The sequence below is a fragment of the Nocardioides lianchengensis genome, assembly GCF_900101465.1.
In the GTDB taxonomy this organism is placed as follows: Bacteria; Actinomycetota; Actinomycetes; order Propionibacteriales; family Nocardioidaceae; genus Nocardioides; species Nocardioides lianchengensis.
Genome location: NZ_FMZM01000009.1, coordinates 122,663 through 137,487 on the forward strand (window position 1 = coordinate 122,663; position 14,825 = coordinate 137,487).

Sequence of the window (14,825 nt, forward strand, 5' to 3'; positions counted from 1 at the left end):
TGCCTCGGCGAGCTCGCCATCGCCCGCCACACCCACCTCCTCTCCACCCGCGCAGTGATGGCCGACGCCCTCGACCTGCGCCACCGCCTCCCCCAAACGTGGGCCATCGTCCAGACCCTCGCCTGCGAGGCGTGGGTCGCGTGCCGGGTCGCGTCCATGACCCGCAAGCTGTCGTTCGACCAGGTCGCGCTGGTGGACGAGGCCGTAGCCCGGGCGATCGGCGGGTGTGCGCCCGGGCGGGTGCTCCGCATCGTCGAGGCCAAGATCATCGAAACCGACACCGCCGCCCACACCGCCCGCATCGAAGAACAACGCCGCACCCGCACCGTCGTGCTGTCCCCGACCGACGACACCGGGCTGCGGATGCTGTTCGCCCGCCTCGAAGCCGGCGACGCCGCCTGGGTCGACGCGACCGTCGACCGGGTCGCCGACCTCCTCCACGATGACGCCGACCTACGTCAGGCTCATCACCCCGACCTGCCCGAGGACGTCACCAAGGCCGAGCTCCGCGCCATCGCGCTGGGCTGGCTGGCCCGACCCCACGACCTCGCCGCACTCCTCCAGTTCCTCGACCAGCAGGACGACGAACAGGCCAGCAAGACGCGGAAGCCGTCAGCGGTGCTGCACGTCCACCTCCACCAGGCCGCCCTCGACACCGGCGTCGGCGTCGCCCGAGTCGAGGAGCTGGGGCCGCTGGTCCTGGACCAGGTCCGACTCCTCCTCGCCCACGCGAACGTGACGTTGCGACCCGTGCTGGATCTGTCGGAGACCATCGCCGTGGACCGCTACGAGCACCCCACCATCGTCCGGGAGCGGACCGCGATCCTGATTCCGGCCGATGCGTTCCCGCACTCCACGTCCGTCACGAGGCGGGTCGATCTGGATCACCCGACGCCATACCTGGACCCAGACTCCGGTGGACCACCCGGACAGACCGGCGACCACGCCGCCGCACCCCTCACCCGACGACACCACCGGGCCAAGACCCACGCCGGCTACACCGTCGAACAAACAGGCCGGACCACCTTCGAATGGACCACCCCTCACGGACTGAGACGCCGCGTCGACCCCACCGGCACCCACCCTCTCTGACGTGGAGCACTCACCAGGGCTGGACGCCCGTCTCGTCTCGGAAGGTGCCGGTCGGTCCCCCGTCGGGCAGCGTCGCGAGCTCCAGGAAGATCGCCGCACCCTGCTCCGGGGTCCGGAGGCCCTGGTGGCCGTTGAGGTCGGTCGCGACGTAGCCGGGGCAGCCGGCGTTCACCAGCACGCCCTCGTCGGCGAGCTCCTTCGCGTACTGGATCGTGATCGCGTTGAGGTAGGACTTGGTCGGCGAGTACGCCGCCGAGAGCGGGCCGTACGGCTCTGCCTGGGCGGTCTGCAGGGTGAGCGAGCCGACGGTGCTCGAGACGTTGACGATCCGCGGCGACGCCGCCCGCCGCAGCAGCGGGAGCACCGCGTTGGTGACCCGGATGACGCCGATGACGTTGGTGTCGACGACCTCGCGGACCTGGTCGGCACTGACCCGGGTCGGCTCCTGCGGCATCCCGCCGGTGATGGCGGCGTTGTTGACCAGGACGTCCAGCCCGCCCTCCTCCTCCAGCAGCGCCGCGGCGGCCGCCACGCTCACGTCGTCCGTGACGTCCAGCGGTACGCCGAACACGTCGTGGCCCTCGGCCCGCAGCTTCGCCACCGCATCGTCACGGCGGCCGGCGTCCCGGGCGCCCACGCCCACCCGGAAGCCGAGGCGGGACAGGCCCGCCGCGATCTCGTAGCCGATGCCCTTGTTGGCGCCGGTGACCAGCGCGGTCCTCTTGTCGTTCTCCGTCATGCCTCGATCGTGTCCGCGGCACCCGGCCGCGCACCAAGACCGACTGGGTCGCGACGCATACCGCGCCGGTATGACACCAGGTGAGGGGTAGCGTCGGGGTGGTGGAGACCCGCGAGCTGCGCTACTTCGTCGCCGTCGCCGAGGAGGCCCACGTCAGCCGGGCGGCCGAGCGGCTCGGCATGGCGCAGCCGCCGCTGTCCCGGGCGATCGCCCAGCTGGAGCGACGCCTCGGCGCTGACCTCTTCGTCCGTACGCCGCGCGGCGTGACCCTGACCAGCGCCGGCGAGACGCTGCTGCGCGAGGGCCGGGTGGCACTCGCCGCGGTCGAGGCGGCCGAGCGGCGGACCCGCCGTACCGTCGCGGCGGCGGGGCGGGCGTCGGTGGTGCTCACGGCCAAGGCCGGCGCGTCCAGCGAGCTGATGGCCAAGCTGCTCGACGCCTACGCCGCCGAGCCGGACGCGGTCGACGTCGAGGTGCTGCTGAGCCCGCCCGGGCACCAGGCGCCGATGTTGCGCGACGGGCGCGCCGACGTCGCCATCCTGCACCGGCCATTCGACGACACCAGCGGCTTCGACGTCGACCCGCTGCTGGTCGAGGACCAGGTGCTGATCCTGCCGGGCGGGCACCCGGCGAGCCGCCGGTCCTCGATGACGCTCGCGGAGGCGACCTCGATCCCGGACCTGCCGCTCCCCCGCTGGCCCAACCTCGACGGCAGCTACCCCGACGGGCCCGGCCCCGAGCTGCGCGACCTGACCCAGGTGCTGCAGCTGGTCCGGCTCGGACGCGCGGCGATGGTGCTGCCCGAGTCGGCGCAGGCCAACCTGCGCGACGGGTTGGTCGTCCTCCCGATCGCGGACGCGCCGCGGGTCACGACGGTCATCGCCTGGCCGCCGCACAGCACCTCGACCGGGGTGGCCGGCCTGGTGCGGACCGCCGGGCGGTTGTGAGCGGGCTCAGCTGAGCCGGCCGCCGTAGTCCGGCAGCTTGAACCGGCGACCGGTGTGCCCGCCCTGAAGGTCGGTGAGTCGGTTGCCGACCGAGGCCACGATCGTGAAGCCCCGGCGCTCGAGGGCCTTGCGGCAGCGCAGCTTGGACGCCTGGAGCGGCTCCGAGGGACTGCGGCGCACGCAGATGCCGCGGTAGCGGTAGCCGGCCTCGCGCAGCACCTCCGGGACGCCCTCCAGCTGAGCCCGGGTGCGGCCCGTGGCGAAGTGGACGGTCATCCCGAGGGCGGCCGCGCGGCGGGCGAACGCCCGCGTCCGCTTGACCGGCCGCGGCCAGGCGTAGTGGCTGGCGATCGAGGTGTTGTCGATGTCGAGGACGACGGCCAGCCGCTCGCCGGGCTTCGCGGCCGCGGCCCGGCGACGGAGGAAGCCGCGCGAGCCGCTCAACGACCGGTCCACGTCGCGCAGCCAGGTGGCCTTGCTCGGCAGGCCGGCGGCCCGCTCGGCACCCGTCCCGTCCGGGGCCGCCACGCTCGCCCCCGCCGGGGCGGCGGAGGTCAGCGCGAGGGCCAGGAAGGTGAGCAGGACGAGCACGCGGCGGATCATGACGTCACCCTAGGCGCCTCTCCCGACTCCAGCGCGTCCAGGCGCGGGAACCGCGGGACGCCGACCAGCAGCGCGCCCACCAGGCTCGCGAGCAGCCCGACCGCGGCGACGCGGAGCGCCCACTCCGTGCCGGCGGCGCCGGCGACGACCCCGCCGAGCGCGGCCCCGAGGGGGCTGCCACCCCAGGCGATCAGCCGGGCGGTGGTGTTGACGCGCGACTGCAGGTGGTCGGGCGTGACGACCTGGCGGGCGACGATGCCGTTGACGATCAGGGTGGTCATCGCGAAGTTGAGCACGGCGAGCAGCGGCAGCGCGGCCAGCACCGTCGTGGTCAGCGACAGGGTGAGCAGCGTGACCAGGCCGACGGCGAAGCCGGAGGTCGTGATCAGCCCGACGCCGAAGCGGCGCTGGACGCGCGGGAGGGCGAGGCTGGCGACGAAGGTGCCGACGGCCCCGGCGGCGAACAGCCAGCCCAGGGCCGGCGAGTCCGAGGCGAGGCCGAGCTGCTCGACCCCGATCACGACGAGCAGCCCGGACACCGCCCCGCCGGCGAGGCTGTTGCCGGCGCCGAGGACGGTCAGCCACCGCACCACCGGCATCGCCCACAGGTAGCGCAGGCCCTCGGCGACCTCGGCGCCCAGCCGCCGGCCCGGGACGACGTCCGGGACGGTCTCGCTCCCCGGCCAGCGCAGCCGGGCCGTGATCGCGGCGGCCGCCAGGTAGGCCAGGCCGTCGAGGCCGAGCACGAGCGCCGGCGGGAGCGTGGTGACCAGCAGCCCGCCGACCAGGGGGCCGACCAGCCCGATCGCCGTCCCGACGGTCACCAGGGTCGAGGTCGCCGACGCCACCCGGTCGCGGCCGACCATCTGCGGGACGACCCCGAAGGTCGCCGCGTCGGCGAACACGAACAGCGTGGAGACGACGGTGGCGACGCCCAGCAGGTAGGGGAAGCCGAGCACGCCCAGCGCGTCGGCGAGCGGGACGCTCAGCAGCGCGAGCCCGCTGGCGGCGCCCGTCGCGACCAGCACCCGGCGGCGGTGCCAGCGGTCGACGAGGGCACCGGCGGGCAGCCCCACCACCAGGTACGGCGCGGTCTCGGCCGCCGCGATCAGCGCGGTAAGGGTGGCGCTCCCGGTGAGCCGGTAGACCAGCACCGGCAGCGCGACCAGGGTCAGCGCGTTCCCGGCCATGGCGACCGTGCGGGCGGCCAGGTAGCGGCGGTACGTCGGGTCCGCGAGCGCTCCGTCCGCGGCGCCCTTCACAGGCTGGGCGGCGGCAGCAGGAGCAGGGACTCCGGCGTCGGCGGCCGGCCCGCGACGTCGGCCCAGCGCGGCAGCCCGTAGTAGGGGAAGGCCGCGGGCGCGTTGGGGACCAGTCCTCGCGCGCAGACCCGCACCACCCGCAGCGGGGTGAGCGCGACGTCCGGCGTGGTCAGGTCGCAGACGACCACCTCGTGGCCGGCCGCGCGGAGGGCGGCACGCAGCCCGGGCTCGGTCCCGGCCGGGAGCGCGTCGAGGCCGACCGTGGTCGGCGGCTCGGTGAACCGGGGCAGCAGCCGACGCTGCACCTCCGGATCCAGCCAGACCTGGGCCTGGGCGCCGAGGTCCCGCACCCGCGAGCACTGCTCCCCGGCGACGGCCAGGTAGTCGCGGTCGGGCCGGTGCGGGAGGTAGAGCCCCTCCGAGAGGATGCCGGCCCCGATCGCCTCGAACACCCAGCCGTCGGCCTGGAGCAGGCCCTGGGTGAACACCCAGCTGTGGATCGCCTCCAGGGTGGCCTTGACCGCCGTCTCGGCCGGGTCGAGCTTGGCGGAGAAGCCGCCGGCCACAATCCCCGTCACCGGGTCGTGCACCACCGCCGCGACCACCGGGACGCCGAACCAGGCGGGCAGCGCCAGCAGGTGCACCTCCAGCCGCGACCCGGCCAGGTGCTCGCGCAGGCCGGGCACGCTGTCCGGGTCGATCCCGGCGGCCGGCAGGTCGAGGTGCCACCACAGCGAGAGGGCGTCGCGCTCGACGAGTTCCAGCAGCCCCCGCCGTACGGCGTCGTCGACGCCCTGGCCGGTGGCGATCCCGGCGTAGTTCACGTGGTGCAGGAACGCGTCGCCGCGCCGCGAGCCGGTCCGCCAGTTCAGGTGCGCCCAGGAGGCCGGGACCAGCACCGGACCGTCGTCGCCCTCCCCCGCGACCCAGGCGATCTCGACGTCGTCGGTGAACCGGGCGAACGGGAACCCGGCGCGCTCGTGCTGCCAGTCGGCGAAGAAGCGCAGGTGGTCGGGGCCGAGCAGCCGGTGCCCGGCGGCGGTGAGCTCCCGCGCGGTCCCGCGCAGCAGCCCGTCCGGGACGTGGTTGCCGCAGTAGCGCTCGACCGCCTCGCCGATCGCGGCGATCCGCGCCCCCGCGGGGTCGCCGAAGGTGGTGCCGAGCGAGACCCGGTCGCTGGGCCAGTTGCCGTGCACGCGCGAGTCGGCCACCTCCGCGGTCAGCCCGACGTACGACGGCGGCAGGCCGTCGAGCCGGGCGACCGGGTGCAGGCCGGTGACCAGGCCGAACTCGGGGTCGACGAGGTGGTCGACGGGGAGGGTCGTCATGTCGTGAGCTCCAGGTGGTGGTCGGGGACGGGGGCGGGCGGCCGGTGCGACCGGGCGTAGCGGGGGAAGTCGTCGGAGGCGATCCGGACCTCGAGGCGGGCCCGCTCAGCAGGGGTCAGCACGACCGGGCCGAGCGGGACGAGGCGACCGACCGCGGCGCCGTGCGCCACCTCGCGGCCGTCCGCGACGAGCGAGACGCACCACTGCGCGTCGTCGGGGCCGTCGACCCGGACCGCGGCCGCGACGGGTCGGTTGTGGCCGACGGTGCCGTCGCGGTGGATCGTCTCGGCGTCCGTCGGCGGCGCGCCGACGAGGACGGCGTCGATCCAGCGCAGGATCCGGGTCGCGCGGCGCGCGCCGGCCAGGCCGTGGTCCCACGGCCCGAGCACTAGGGCCGCCGGGCCGCCCCAGGCCGCCGCGAGGTCGACCGTGTCGTGGGCGAAGAAGTCGTCGGTGCCGCCGATCGCCAGCAGCGGGCAGTCCAGCCGGGCCACCTCCTCGGCCCGCTCGGCGTCGCGTCGGCGGGCCCCGACGACCTCTGCCCAGGGGCGTCGTACGTCGTGGGCGAGCCACCAGCCGATCCGTGAGGCCAGCTGGAGCACGCCGCCGCGGGTGCGCGCGGTCTCGCCGAGCCCGAGCGCGGGCACCGCGACCACGACCCCGTCGGGCCGGACGTGGGCGGCGGTGGCCAGCGCGGCGTGGGCGCCGTACGACGTGCCGAGCAGCACCACCGGGGCGTCCGCCCAGGTCCGGACCCAGGTCAGCAGGGCCGGTCCGTCGTCGCCGCGGTCCTCGGTGTACGGGACGAACTCGCCGAGCGACGCGTGCCGACCGCGGACGTCCTGGACCACCAGCCCGATCCCGTGGGCGGTCCAGCCGGCGGCCTCGGCCGCGTGCCCGGCGGCGCCGTACGGCGTGCGGGCGACGAGCACGACCCGCGGGGGCCGATCCGGCAGCCAGGTCCAGGTCGCGAGTCCGGCGACCGTGCCTCGGGAGGACCTCACCGCGGCGCGGCCGGGACCGGGAGGACCGGGTGCCGGGAGACGGTGAGGGCGCGCAGGTCGACGGCGACCACCTCGTGGGCGGGCCGGTCGGGGCGCAGCAGCTCGGCCGCGACCTGGACCGCGGCGAGCTCGAGCCCGGCGCCGCCCAGGAGCGGTACGGCGGCGGCGACCCGGCGGGCCCCGGCGGCGGGGGCGGTACGGGGGTCGGCCGCGCGGTGCCGGGTGGCGGCCCGGCGCCGGGCGGCGACCTGAGGGGCCGGCACCGCGGGCGGCGAGAGCACGACGCGGTGGCCGACGACCCAGCACGCGGTGGTCGCGTCGGCGGGCAGCGCGTCGTCGTCGCGGGCCAGGACACGGCCGCCGCCGGGCCCGACGACGGCGCCCATCCGGGTCAGCGCGGCGCGGAGCGCGGCGGCGAGCACACCGTCGCCGTCGACCCTCAGGCGCGCGGGCGGTACGTCGACCAGGCCGGCCGCGACCAGGGCCTCCAGGGCCGCACGGGCCGGGCCCGAGGCCGGGTCGCCGCCCTCGGCGAGCGCGTCGAGCAGCTCGGCAGCGGCGGCGTCGTCGAGGTGGACGTGGTGGTGGGTGTCGCCGACCCGGAGCAGGTGGCCGTCGGCTGCGGCGTACAGCTCGACGCCGGGTCTGAGCCGCCGGGAGGTTCGGATGGAGGTCCGTTGGAGGGGGGTCATGGGTGTCCGCTCTCGGGGGCGGCCCCGTGCGTCGGGACGCACGGGGCCGCCGGTGGGTCCGAGGATCAGTCGGCCTCGGTGGCCTCGACCTCGTCGAACGGGTTCTCGACCAGCGCGTTGCTGTGGCCGGCGCTGTGCGTGGACAGCTGGACGCGCTGGGCGACGGGGGTGAAGAACTCGTTCACGGTGGTGCTCCTTCGGTGAGGGGACGCGGCCCCGTCCGGGACCGCGTCGAGAACGTATCTCGAGATGAGAATGAATCTCAATAAGCAATCTCAGTCCAGCTCGGCCTCGACCGTGTCGAGCACCAGGCCGAGCGAGATCGTGCCGCGTCCGGTGGCCCACATCGGCGCCTCGACCTCGACCACCCGCCCCTCGCGCGCGGCCGTCATGCCGGCCCAGACCGGGTCGGAGGCCAGCCGCTCGCTCAGCGGCTCGGTGTCGTCCGAGGCCGAGAAGGCCTGGGCGAAGACCAGGTCGGGGTCGGCCTTCGCGATCTGCTCGACCGCGATGCTGGCGAACGGGTCGGCCGCCGCCGGCCAGGGGTAGTCGCTGACCTCGGCGAGCAGCGAGCCGACGGGCGTCTCGACCGAGTCGACCCCCAGGCTCCCGGGCTCGCCGTACATGGACAGGGTCGTGAGCTCGCTGCGCTCCGCCGCCGCCTCCTCCACCCGCTCGGTGAAGGCGTCAGCGCGCTCGTCGGCCCGCTCGCGCGTGCCGGTCAGGTCGCCGACGGTCCGCAGGAAGTCGACCGAGCCCTGCCACGACCGCGGATCCACGAGGTAGAGCGGGGCGATCCGCTCCACGGCGGGCCGGAGGCCGTCCTGGGCGCCGGCCAGGCCGATCACCAGGTCGGGGGTGGCCAGGGCGACGTCCTCGACGTTCTCCTCGCCGAACCCGCCCGTGATCTCGCGCATGTCGGCGTCGGGGCCGGCGTACCGCTCGTCGAGGGCGAGGGCGTCGCGGTAGGCGACCGGCGTGATGCCGACCTCGGTCAGCGCGTCGACGCAGATCATCGTGAGGCAGGCGATCCGCTCGACCGGCTCGTCGAGGGCGATCTCGACGCCGGTGTCGTCGGTGACCGCGACGGGCTGCGTCGCGGCCCCGTCGCCCCGGGACTCCTCGGCGTCGTCGGCCTCCGAGTCGCCGCAGGCGGAGACGACGGAGGCGGTGAGGGCGAGGGCAAGCAGGGCGGCCGCCGCCCGAGCGGCACGGCGGTGGGAATTGCGCATGGGTTCTCCTGTGGTGGACGATGAGGGCGAAATGATAACCATTATCAAGCGCGTCGAGCTCCCCGGACTCGCCGTCGCGGCGCTGGCGGTCTGCGTGCTGGCCGCGCTCTGCCTGGGCGAGCCGCGGCTACGCCCGGCCACCGCTCTGGCCGCGCTGACCGACCCGGCGCACCCGCTGCGGGTCCCCGTCTGGGAGGTCCGGCTCCCCCGCGCGCTGCTCGGTCTGGTGGCCGGGGCCGGCCTCGCCGCGGCCGGGCTGCTGCTCCAGGACGTCCTGCGCAACCCGATCGCCGGCCCGGAGCTGCTGGGGGTGTCCTCGGGCGCCGCGGTCGTCGTCGCGACGATCGTCGTGCTGGGCCTCGGCGTGCCGCTCGTCGTCCAGCCGTGGGCGGCGCTCGCGGGGGCCGTGGTCGCCGGGGCCCTGGTCCTGCTCGCCATCGGCCGCACCCGCGACCCCGCCCACGTGGCGCTGGTGGGCGCGGCCGTCTCCGCCGCGTGCGGCGGGCTGGTCGTCGCCGTGGTCGGGCTCGGGACCCAGGGCAACGTGGTGGTGCTCTTCCGCTACCTGCTCGGCAGCCTGGCCGCTCGCGGCTGGCCGCACCTGGAGACCGTCACGCCCCTCGTGGCCGCCGGCGTCGGCGCCGCCTGGCTGCTGCGGCGTCGGGTCGAGGCGCTGACCCTGGGCGACGACGTGGCGGCCGGACTCGGCGTCCCGGTGACGCGCACCCGGGTCGCCGCCGTCGGCGTGGCCGCGCTGCTGGCCGCGGCGGTCGCGTCGGTCTGCGGTCCGGTCGCGTTCGTGGCCCTGCTCGCCCCGCACCTGGCCCGTCGGCTGCTCGGCACGGTCAGCACCCGCCGGGTGCTCCCGCTCGCCGTCCTCCTCGGCGGCCTGCTCCTCGCGCTCGCCGACCTGGCCTCGCGGCTGCTGCTCTACCCCGTCGAGCTGCCCGTCGGCATCGCCACCACGCTGGTGGGCGTCCCGGCCCTGGTCCTGCTGTCGCGTCGTACGGCGGTGCCGGCGTGAGGTGGCGGCTGAGCGCCCTCGTCCTGCTCACCCCCGTCGCCGGGGTGGCCCTGGTCCTGGCCCACCTGTTCCTCGGGCGCTCGGACGTCCCGGCGCCCGCGGTGCTGCGGGTGCTGACCGGACGCGAGACGGAGCCGGCGTATGCGCTGATCGTGCTGGACTACCGCCTCCCCCGGGTGCTCGTCGGCCTCGGCGCCGGGGCCCTGCTCGCGGTGTCCGGGGTGCTGGTCCAGGCCGTGGTCCGCAACCCGCTGGCCGAGCCGGCGACCACCGGCGTGGGCGCAGGCGCGGCACTGGCGGTGGTCGGCACGCTCGTGCTCTGGCCCGGCCACGCGCTCGCCTACCCGGCGGCGCTCGGCGGCGCCCTGGCCACCGGCGCCGTGCTGTACGTCGTCGGCCGCCGCTCGTTCGCCGTCACCGGGGTCCTGCTCGGCGCCGTCCTGGCCGCGCTCACCTCGCTGCTGCTGGTCGTGGACTCCGCCCCGATCTCGGTGGTCCTGCGCTGGCTGGTCGGCTCGCTCAACGCCCGCACGCCGCAGGACTGGACGCTGCTCTGGCCCTGGCTGGTCGTCGTGCTCCCCACGGCCTGGCTGCTGGCGAGCCGGCTCAACGTCTGGGTGCTCGGGGAGCCGGCCGCGACCGGGCTGGGGCTGCGGACCGGGCCGGTGCTGGCCGTCGTACTCCTGGTCGCGGTGGCCGGGGCCGCCGCCGCCATCGCCGCGGCCGGCGCAGTCGCCTTCGTCGGCCTGGTCGCCCCACACGTCGGCCGGCTCCTGGCCGGCGCCGACCACCGGGTCCTCATCCCGGTCAGCGCCGTCCTGGGGGCCCTGCTGCTCAGCCTCGCCGACCTCGTCGCGTTCTCCGTGTCGGTGCAGCTGCCCGGGATCGCGACCGACGTCTCCGGCGTCCCGGTCGGTGCCGTCACGGCGCTGATCGGCGCCCCCGTCCTCGCCAGCCTCGTCCGTCGGGAGAACCGAGCATGAGCACCACCGAGCCCCCCGTCCTGGCCGCCCGCGGACTCTCGGCCGGTCACGCCCGCCGGGTCGTGGTCGCCGACCTCACCCTGGAGGTCCGGCCGCGGACCGTGACCGCGCTGGTCGGGCCGAACGGCTCCGGGAAGTCGACGCTGCTGATGACCCTGGCCCGGGTGCTGCGTCGGCAGGCCGGCGAGGTGCTGCTCGACGACCGGCCGATCGATCGGCTGCCGTCGACCGAGGTGGCCCGCCGGCTCGGGGTCCTTCCCCAGACCGCCGTGGTCCCGACCGGGGCGACGGTGCGCGAGCTGGTCGAGCAGGGCCGCTACCCCCAGCTCGGCCCCTGGGCGATGCTCCGTCGCCACGACGACGGCGCGATGCGCCGGGCCCTAGAGCTGACCGGCCTGACCCCGCTCGCCGACCGCCGGCTCGACTCCCTCTCCGGGGGCGAGCGGCAGCGTGCCTGGATCGCCATGACCCTGGCCCAGGAGACGGGCGTGCTGCTCCTCGACGAGCCCACGACCTACCTCGACGTCCGGCACCAGATCGACCTGATGCGCCTGGTCGAGCACCTGCGCGACGACCACGGCCTGACCGTGGTGATGGTCCTGCACGACCTCAACCAGGCCGCCCGGCACGCCGACCGGGTCGTCGCACTGCGCGACGGCCGGGTCCTCGCCGACGGCACCCCGCGGGAGGTGCTCACCAGCGGGACCCTCCGGTCCGTCTTCGACGTCGACGCGCTGGTCGTCGACGACCCGGTCACCGGCCGGCCGCTCTTCGTGGCCCGATGAGGCTCGTCCGGGCCGTCCACGACGCCCTCAACGCGACCGCCGTCCCCCGCACGCCCGACCCCGCGCTGCTCCCCCCGCGCGTCGACGGGTCCCGGCGGCTGCCCGCTCCCGGCCGGGTCGACGGCACGCTCGCGGAGGCGCTCGAGGCGCGGAGGTCGTCGTACTCCCTCGGGGCGGGGCAACCGGCGCTCGCCGACCTGGCCACGCTGCTGCACCTCGGCGTCGGCACGGCGCCGAGGGCCGGCGGCCTCCCGTCGGTCGTGCCGTACGTCGTCGCCCGCGGACCCGGCGAGCTGGCCCCGGGCGTGCACCGGGCCGACCTGCGCCACCCGGTCCCGAACCTCGCGGTCCTGCGCGCGGGCGACCCCACGCCCTACGTCGCCGCCGCCCTCGACCAGCCGCCCTTCGCCACCCGCGCCCCGATCTGGCTGGCGCTGGTCGTCGACGTGGAGCGCACGCTGCGCCGCTACCCGCCCCGGCACTACCGGACCCTGCACCTCGACGCCGGCGCCGCGCTGCAGAACCTGCTGCTCGTCGCCACCGCGCTCGGTCTGCCCGCCTGCCCGGTCATGGGGTACGACGACCGCGCCTGGTCGGAGCTGCTCGTCCTGCCCGAGGGCGAGCTGCTGGCGGTGCTGGTCGCACTCGGGCGGCGTTGATCAGCGGTCGTCGCGGCGCAGCCGGACGGCCCGGCCCATCACCCCGACGGCGAGGACCACGACCCCGCCGACCAGCGACGCGGTGGGCAGCGTGGCCACGAGGACCACGCAGCCGACCAGCCCGAGGACCGCGACGGCCCGGGGCGAGCGGCGCTGGGCGGCCGGCTGGCGCAGGGCGGACAGGTTCGCCACGGCGTAGTAGACGAGGACGCCGCACGACGAGAAGCCGATCGCCTGGCGCAGGTCGGCGACCAGCACCAGCGCAACGACCAGCGCGGCGATGGTCAGCTGGGCGTGGTCGGGCACCCGGTGCTGCGGGCTGATCGACGCGAGCCAGCCGGGCAGGTCACGCTCGCGGGCCATGGCCAGGGAGGTCCGGCCGACCCCGGCGAGCAGCGCGAGCAGGGCGCCCAGGGACGCGGTGGCGGCGCCGACGCGGATCACCGGTCCGGCCCAGCCGACCCCCGCGGCCTCGGCCGCGTCGGCCAGCGGGGTGATGGTCTGGGCGAGGTCGTCCCCGAGCGCGCGGACCACGACGACCGCGACGGCGCCGTACAGGACGACGGCGACGCCGAGGGCGACCAGGACGGCGCGGGTAAGGGTCGCCGGCTCGCGCACCTCCTCGGCCAGGGTGGCGATCCGGGCGTAGCCGGCGAACGCGAAGAAGAGCAGACCCGCGGCCTGGAGGACGCCGAGCGCCCCGCAGTCCACGGCCCCGAGATCGCGCTCGGCCGGCGAGGCGGGATCACCGAGCGCGATCGCGATCGTCGTCCCGACGACCGCGACCAGCGTGACGACGAGCAGCACCCGGGCCACGGACGCCGTGCGCGTCACCCCGCGCAGGTTGGCGGCCGTCAGCAGCAGCACCGCCGCGACCGCCGCGCCGCGCATCACCCAGGCCGAGCCCGGGACGGCGTACGCCGCGAAGGTCATCGCCATCGCCGCGCAGGACGCGGTCTTGCCGACCACGAAGGCCCAGCCCGCCAGGAAGCCCCACCACTCGCCGAGCACCTCGCGTCCGTAGACGTAGCTGCCGCCCGACGAGGGGTACGCCGCCGCCAGCTGCGCGGTCGAGACCGCGTTGCAGGTCGCGACCACCGCCGCGACGACCAACCCGATCAGCAGGCCCCGGCCGCCGGCCGCCTCGGCCGCGGGCGCGAACACCGAGAAGATCCCGGCGCCGATCATCGCGCTCAGCCCGACGACCACCGCGTCCGTGGTCCCCAGCCGCCGGGCGAGGGTCGGCGGCGTCACGCGGGAAGCCTAGAGGGCGAGGCCCTCCGGCGCGTTCACCGGAACCGATCGCCCGCCGGCCGCGGTCCACCTACGCTCGCGCCGTGCGAAGTCCGTCTCGTGGTGTCCGTGTCGTCCTGGGTGCGCTCCTGATCTGACCGTCGCGGCCGGCCACAGCCCGGTGACCTGGAGCTGAGTGCCCGACCCGACCCGGATCAGTCGCGCGTCGGCTCGGCGACCTTGACCAGCATCTTGCCGATGTTGGCGCCGGTGAAGATGCCGTTGAGCGCGTCGACGCAGGACTCGAGGCCGTCGTACACGGTCTCGCGGTGGACCAGCAGGCCCTGCTCGTCCCAGCCGCGCAGGGCCGCGAAGGCCTCGTCGAAGCGGGGCCACTCGTTCAGGGCGTTGAAGCCCTGCATGGTGGCGGTGCGCGCGAGCAGGTTGACGTAGTTGGCGGGTCCCGGGTGCTCGCCGGTCAGGTAGCTGGAGATCACGCCGCACAGCACCACCCGGGCGTTCGCGGCCAGCCGACCGAGGACGGCGTTCAGCACGTCGCCGCCGACGTTGTCGAAGTAGACGTCGACGCCGCGCGGGCAGTGCGCCTTGAGCGCGGCGTCCAGGTCACCGGCCCGGTAGTCGAGGCACGCGTCGAAGCCGAACTCCTCGACCACCGTCCGGCACTTCTCCGGGCCGCCGGCGATCCCGACCACCCGCGCGCCGGCGATCTTGGCGATCTGGCCCGCCACCGAGCCGGTGGCCCCGGCGGCCGCCGACACCACGACGGTCTCGCCCGCGCGGGGCCGGCCGACGTCGTGCATCCCGAAGTACGCCGTCGCGCCCGTCGGGCCGTAGACCGACATGACCGCCCGGTGGTCGACGACGTCCATCCCCGTCACGGGCGTGCAGAACAGGTCGTCGCGGACGATCGTGTAGTCCTGGAAGCCGGAGAGCATCGTGACCACGTCGCCGACGGCGTACGCGTCGCATCGGCTCTCGACCACCTCCCCGATCCCGGCCGCGCGGACCACCTCGCCGAGCTGGACCGGCGGCAGGTAGCCCGGCTGGTCGTCCAGCCAGGTCCGGGCCGCGGCGTCCACGCCGACGTAGGTGATCCGGACCAGCGCCTCGCCGTCGGCGGGCTCCGGCGCGGGCGAGCTGACCAGCTCGGTGTCCTCCGGAACGACCAGCCCCTGCGGGCGGCGACGCAGGACGATCTGACGGTTGGTGAGGGCCATGGCG

At 75.8% G+C, this 14,825-nt stretch carries 16 protein-coding genes; 6 read left to right on the forward strand and 10 right to left on the reverse strand.

Annotated features, from left to right (window positions below; translation table 11 throughout):
• The coding region (locus tag BLT76_RS16905; RefSeq protein WP_211753025.1) for a hypothetical protein at positions 1–1,092 on the forward strand (1,092 nt) is incomplete at its 5' end.
• Positions 1,093–1,102: 10 nt separating this feature from the next.
• Here the strand turns inward: BLT76_RS16905 and BLT76_RS16910 are convergent.
• Positions 1,103–1,831, reverse strand: coding sequence for an SDR family NAD(P)-dependent oxidoreductase (locus tag BLT76_RS16910; protein WP_090858753.1), 729 nt, complete (start codon positions 1,829–1,831; stop codon positions 1,103–1,105).
• A gap of 101 nt (positions 1,832–1,932) precedes the next feature.
• Here BLT76_RS16910 and BLT76_RS26605 point away from each other — a divergent pair, with 101 nt between their 5' ends.
• Positions 1,933–2,778 (forward strand): LysR family transcriptional regulator, encoded by an 846-nt coding sequence (locus BLT76_RS26605; RefSeq protein WP_090859181.1) that lies wholly within the window; start codon positions 1,933–1,935, stop codon positions 2,776–2,778.
• 6 nt (positions 2,779–2,784) lie between these two features.
• Here BLT76_RS26605 and BLT76_RS16920 read toward each other — a convergent pair whose 3' ends face one another.
• From BLT76_RS16920 to BLT76_RS16945, 7 genes are all read right to left on the reverse strand, one after another.
• Positions 2,785–3,381: an HAD family acid phosphatase gene (locus BLT76_RS16920; protein WP_090858756.1), complete on the reverse strand. Its 597-nt coding sequence runs from the start codon at positions 3,379–3,381 to the stop codon at positions 2,785–2,787.
• Complete coding sequence (locus tag BLT76_RS16925) at positions 3,378–4,643, reverse strand: MFS transporter (protein WP_170867108.1); 1,266 nt, start codon at positions 4,641–4,643, stop codon at positions 3,378–3,380. The genes BLT76_RS16920 and BLT76_RS16925 overlap by 4 nt, the downstream gene beginning before the upstream one ends.
• Positions 4,640–5,971, reverse strand: coding sequence for a YcaO-like family protein (locus tag BLT76_RS16930; protein ID WP_090858762.1), 1,332 nt, complete (start codon positions 5,969–5,971; stop codon positions 4,640–4,642). Before BLT76_RS16930 ends, BLT76_RS16925 begins: the two co-directional genes overlap by 4 nt.
• Positions 5,968–6,975: a CocE/NonD family hydrolase gene (locus BLT76_RS16935; RefSeq protein ID WP_090858764.1), complete on the reverse strand. Its 1,008-nt coding sequence runs from the start codon at positions 6,973–6,975 to the stop codon at positions 5,968–5,970. Before BLT76_RS16935 ends, BLT76_RS16930 begins: the two co-directional genes overlap by 4 nt.
• Positions 6,972–7,667: a hypothetical protein gene (locus BLT76_RS16940; RefSeq protein WP_090858766.1), complete on the reverse strand. Its 696-nt coding sequence runs from the start codon at positions 7,665–7,667 to the stop codon at positions 6,972–6,974. Before BLT76_RS16940 ends, BLT76_RS16935 begins: the two co-directional genes overlap by 4 nt.
• 65 nt (positions 7,668–7,732) lie before the next feature.
• Positions 7,733–7,852 carry a streptamidine family RiPP gene (gene amiA / locus BLT76_RS26400; protein WP_244509448.1) on the reverse strand — a complete coding sequence of 40 codons (120 nt, stop codon included), beginning with the start codon at positions 7,850–7,852 and terminating at the stop codon, positions 7,733–7,735.
• Between the two features lie 90 nt (positions 7,853–7,942).
• Entirely contained in the window at positions 7,943–8,899 is a 957-nt protein-coding gene (locus BLT76_RS16945) for an ABC transporter substrate-binding protein (RefSeq protein ID WP_170867109.1), read from the reverse strand.
• A gap of 31 nt (positions 8,900–8,930) precedes the next feature.
• On the opposite strand from BLT76_RS16945, the gene BLT76_RS16950 reads away from it, so the two are divergent.
• From BLT76_RS16950 to BLT76_RS16965, 4 genes are read left to right on the forward strand one after another with little or no spacing between them, the layout of a single operon-like run.
• The gene (locus BLT76_RS16950) at positions 8,931–9,923 is read left to right on the forward strand and encodes a FecCD family ABC transporter permease (RefSeq protein WP_090858772.1); all 993 of its coding nucleotides are present in this window, start codon (positions 8,931–8,933) and stop codon (positions 9,921–9,923) included.
• A complete protein-coding gene (locus BLT76_RS16955; protein WP_090858775.1) occupies positions 9,920–10,906 on the forward strand; it encodes a FecCD family ABC transporter permease in 987 nt (328 codons plus the stop codon). The genes BLT76_RS16950 and BLT76_RS16955 overlap by 4 nt, the downstream gene beginning before the upstream one ends.
• Complete coding sequence (locus BLT76_RS16960) at positions 10,903–11,691, forward strand: ABC transporter ATP-binding protein (protein WP_090858778.1); 789 nt, start codon at positions 10,903–10,905, stop codon at positions 11,689–11,691. Before BLT76_RS16955 ends, BLT76_RS16960 begins: the two co-directional genes overlap by 4 nt.
• Positions 11,688–12,350 (forward strand): nitroreductase family protein, encoded by a 663-nt coding sequence (locus tag BLT76_RS16965; protein WP_090858781.1) that lies wholly within the window; start codon positions 11,688–11,690, stop codon positions 12,348–12,350. The genes BLT76_RS16960 and BLT76_RS16965 overlap by 4 nt, the downstream gene beginning before the upstream one ends.
• On the opposite strand, the gene BLT76_RS16970 is transcribed toward BLT76_RS16965, so the two are convergent.
• Positions 12,351–13,604: an APC family permease gene (locus BLT76_RS16970; protein ID WP_090858784.1), complete on the reverse strand. Its 1,254-nt coding sequence runs from the start codon at positions 13,602–13,604 to the stop codon at positions 12,351–12,353.
• Between the two features lie 194 nt (positions 13,605–13,798).
• Positions 13,799–14,821, reverse strand: a complete 1,023-nt coding sequence (locus tag BLT76_RS16975) for an NADP-dependent oxidoreductase (RefSeq protein WP_090858787.1) — start codon at positions 14,819–14,821, stop codon at positions 13,799–13,801.
• Positions 14,822–14,825: the final 4 nt, after the last annotated feature.

Bases quoted from the DNA above. Each gene is read 5' to 3' on its own strand.
- BLT76_RS16910 (WP_090858753.1), bottom strand. From the start codon at position 1,831: ATGACGGAGAACGACAAGAGGACCGCGCTGGTCACCGGCGCCAACAAG.
- BLT76_RS16920 (WP_090858756.1), bottom strand. From the start codon at position 3,381: ATGATCCGCCGCGTGCTCGTCCTGCTCACCTTCCTGGCCCTCGCGCTG.
- BLT76_RS16930 (WP_090858762.1), bottom strand. From the start codon at position 5,971: ATGACGACCCTCCCCGTCGACCACCTCGTCGACCCCGAGTTCGGCCTG.
- BLT76_RS16940 (WP_090858766.1), bottom strand. From the start codon at position 7,667: ATGACCCCCCTCCAACGGACCTCCATCCGAACCTCCCGGCGGCTCAGA.
- BLT76_RS16945 (WP_170867109.1), bottom strand. From the start codon at position 8,899: ATGCGCAATTCCCACCGCCGTGCCGCTCGGGCGGCGGCCGCCCTGCTT.
- BLT76_RS16950 (WP_090858772.1), top strand. From the start codon at position 8,931: ATGATAACCATTATCAAGCGCGTCGAGCTCCCCGGACTCGCCGTCGCG.
- BLT76_RS16960 (WP_090858778.1), top strand. From the start codon at position 10,903: ATGAGCACCACCGAGCCCCCCGTCCTGGCCGCCCGCGGACTCTCGGCC.
- BLT76_RS16965 (WP_090858781.1), top strand. From the start codon at position 11,688: ATGAGGCTCGTCCGGGCCGTCCACGACGCCCTCAACGCGACCGCCGTC.
- BLT76_RS16975 (WP_090858787.1), bottom strand. From the start codon at position 14,821: ATGGCCCTCACCAACCGTCAGATCGTCCTGCGTCGCCGCCCGCAGGGG.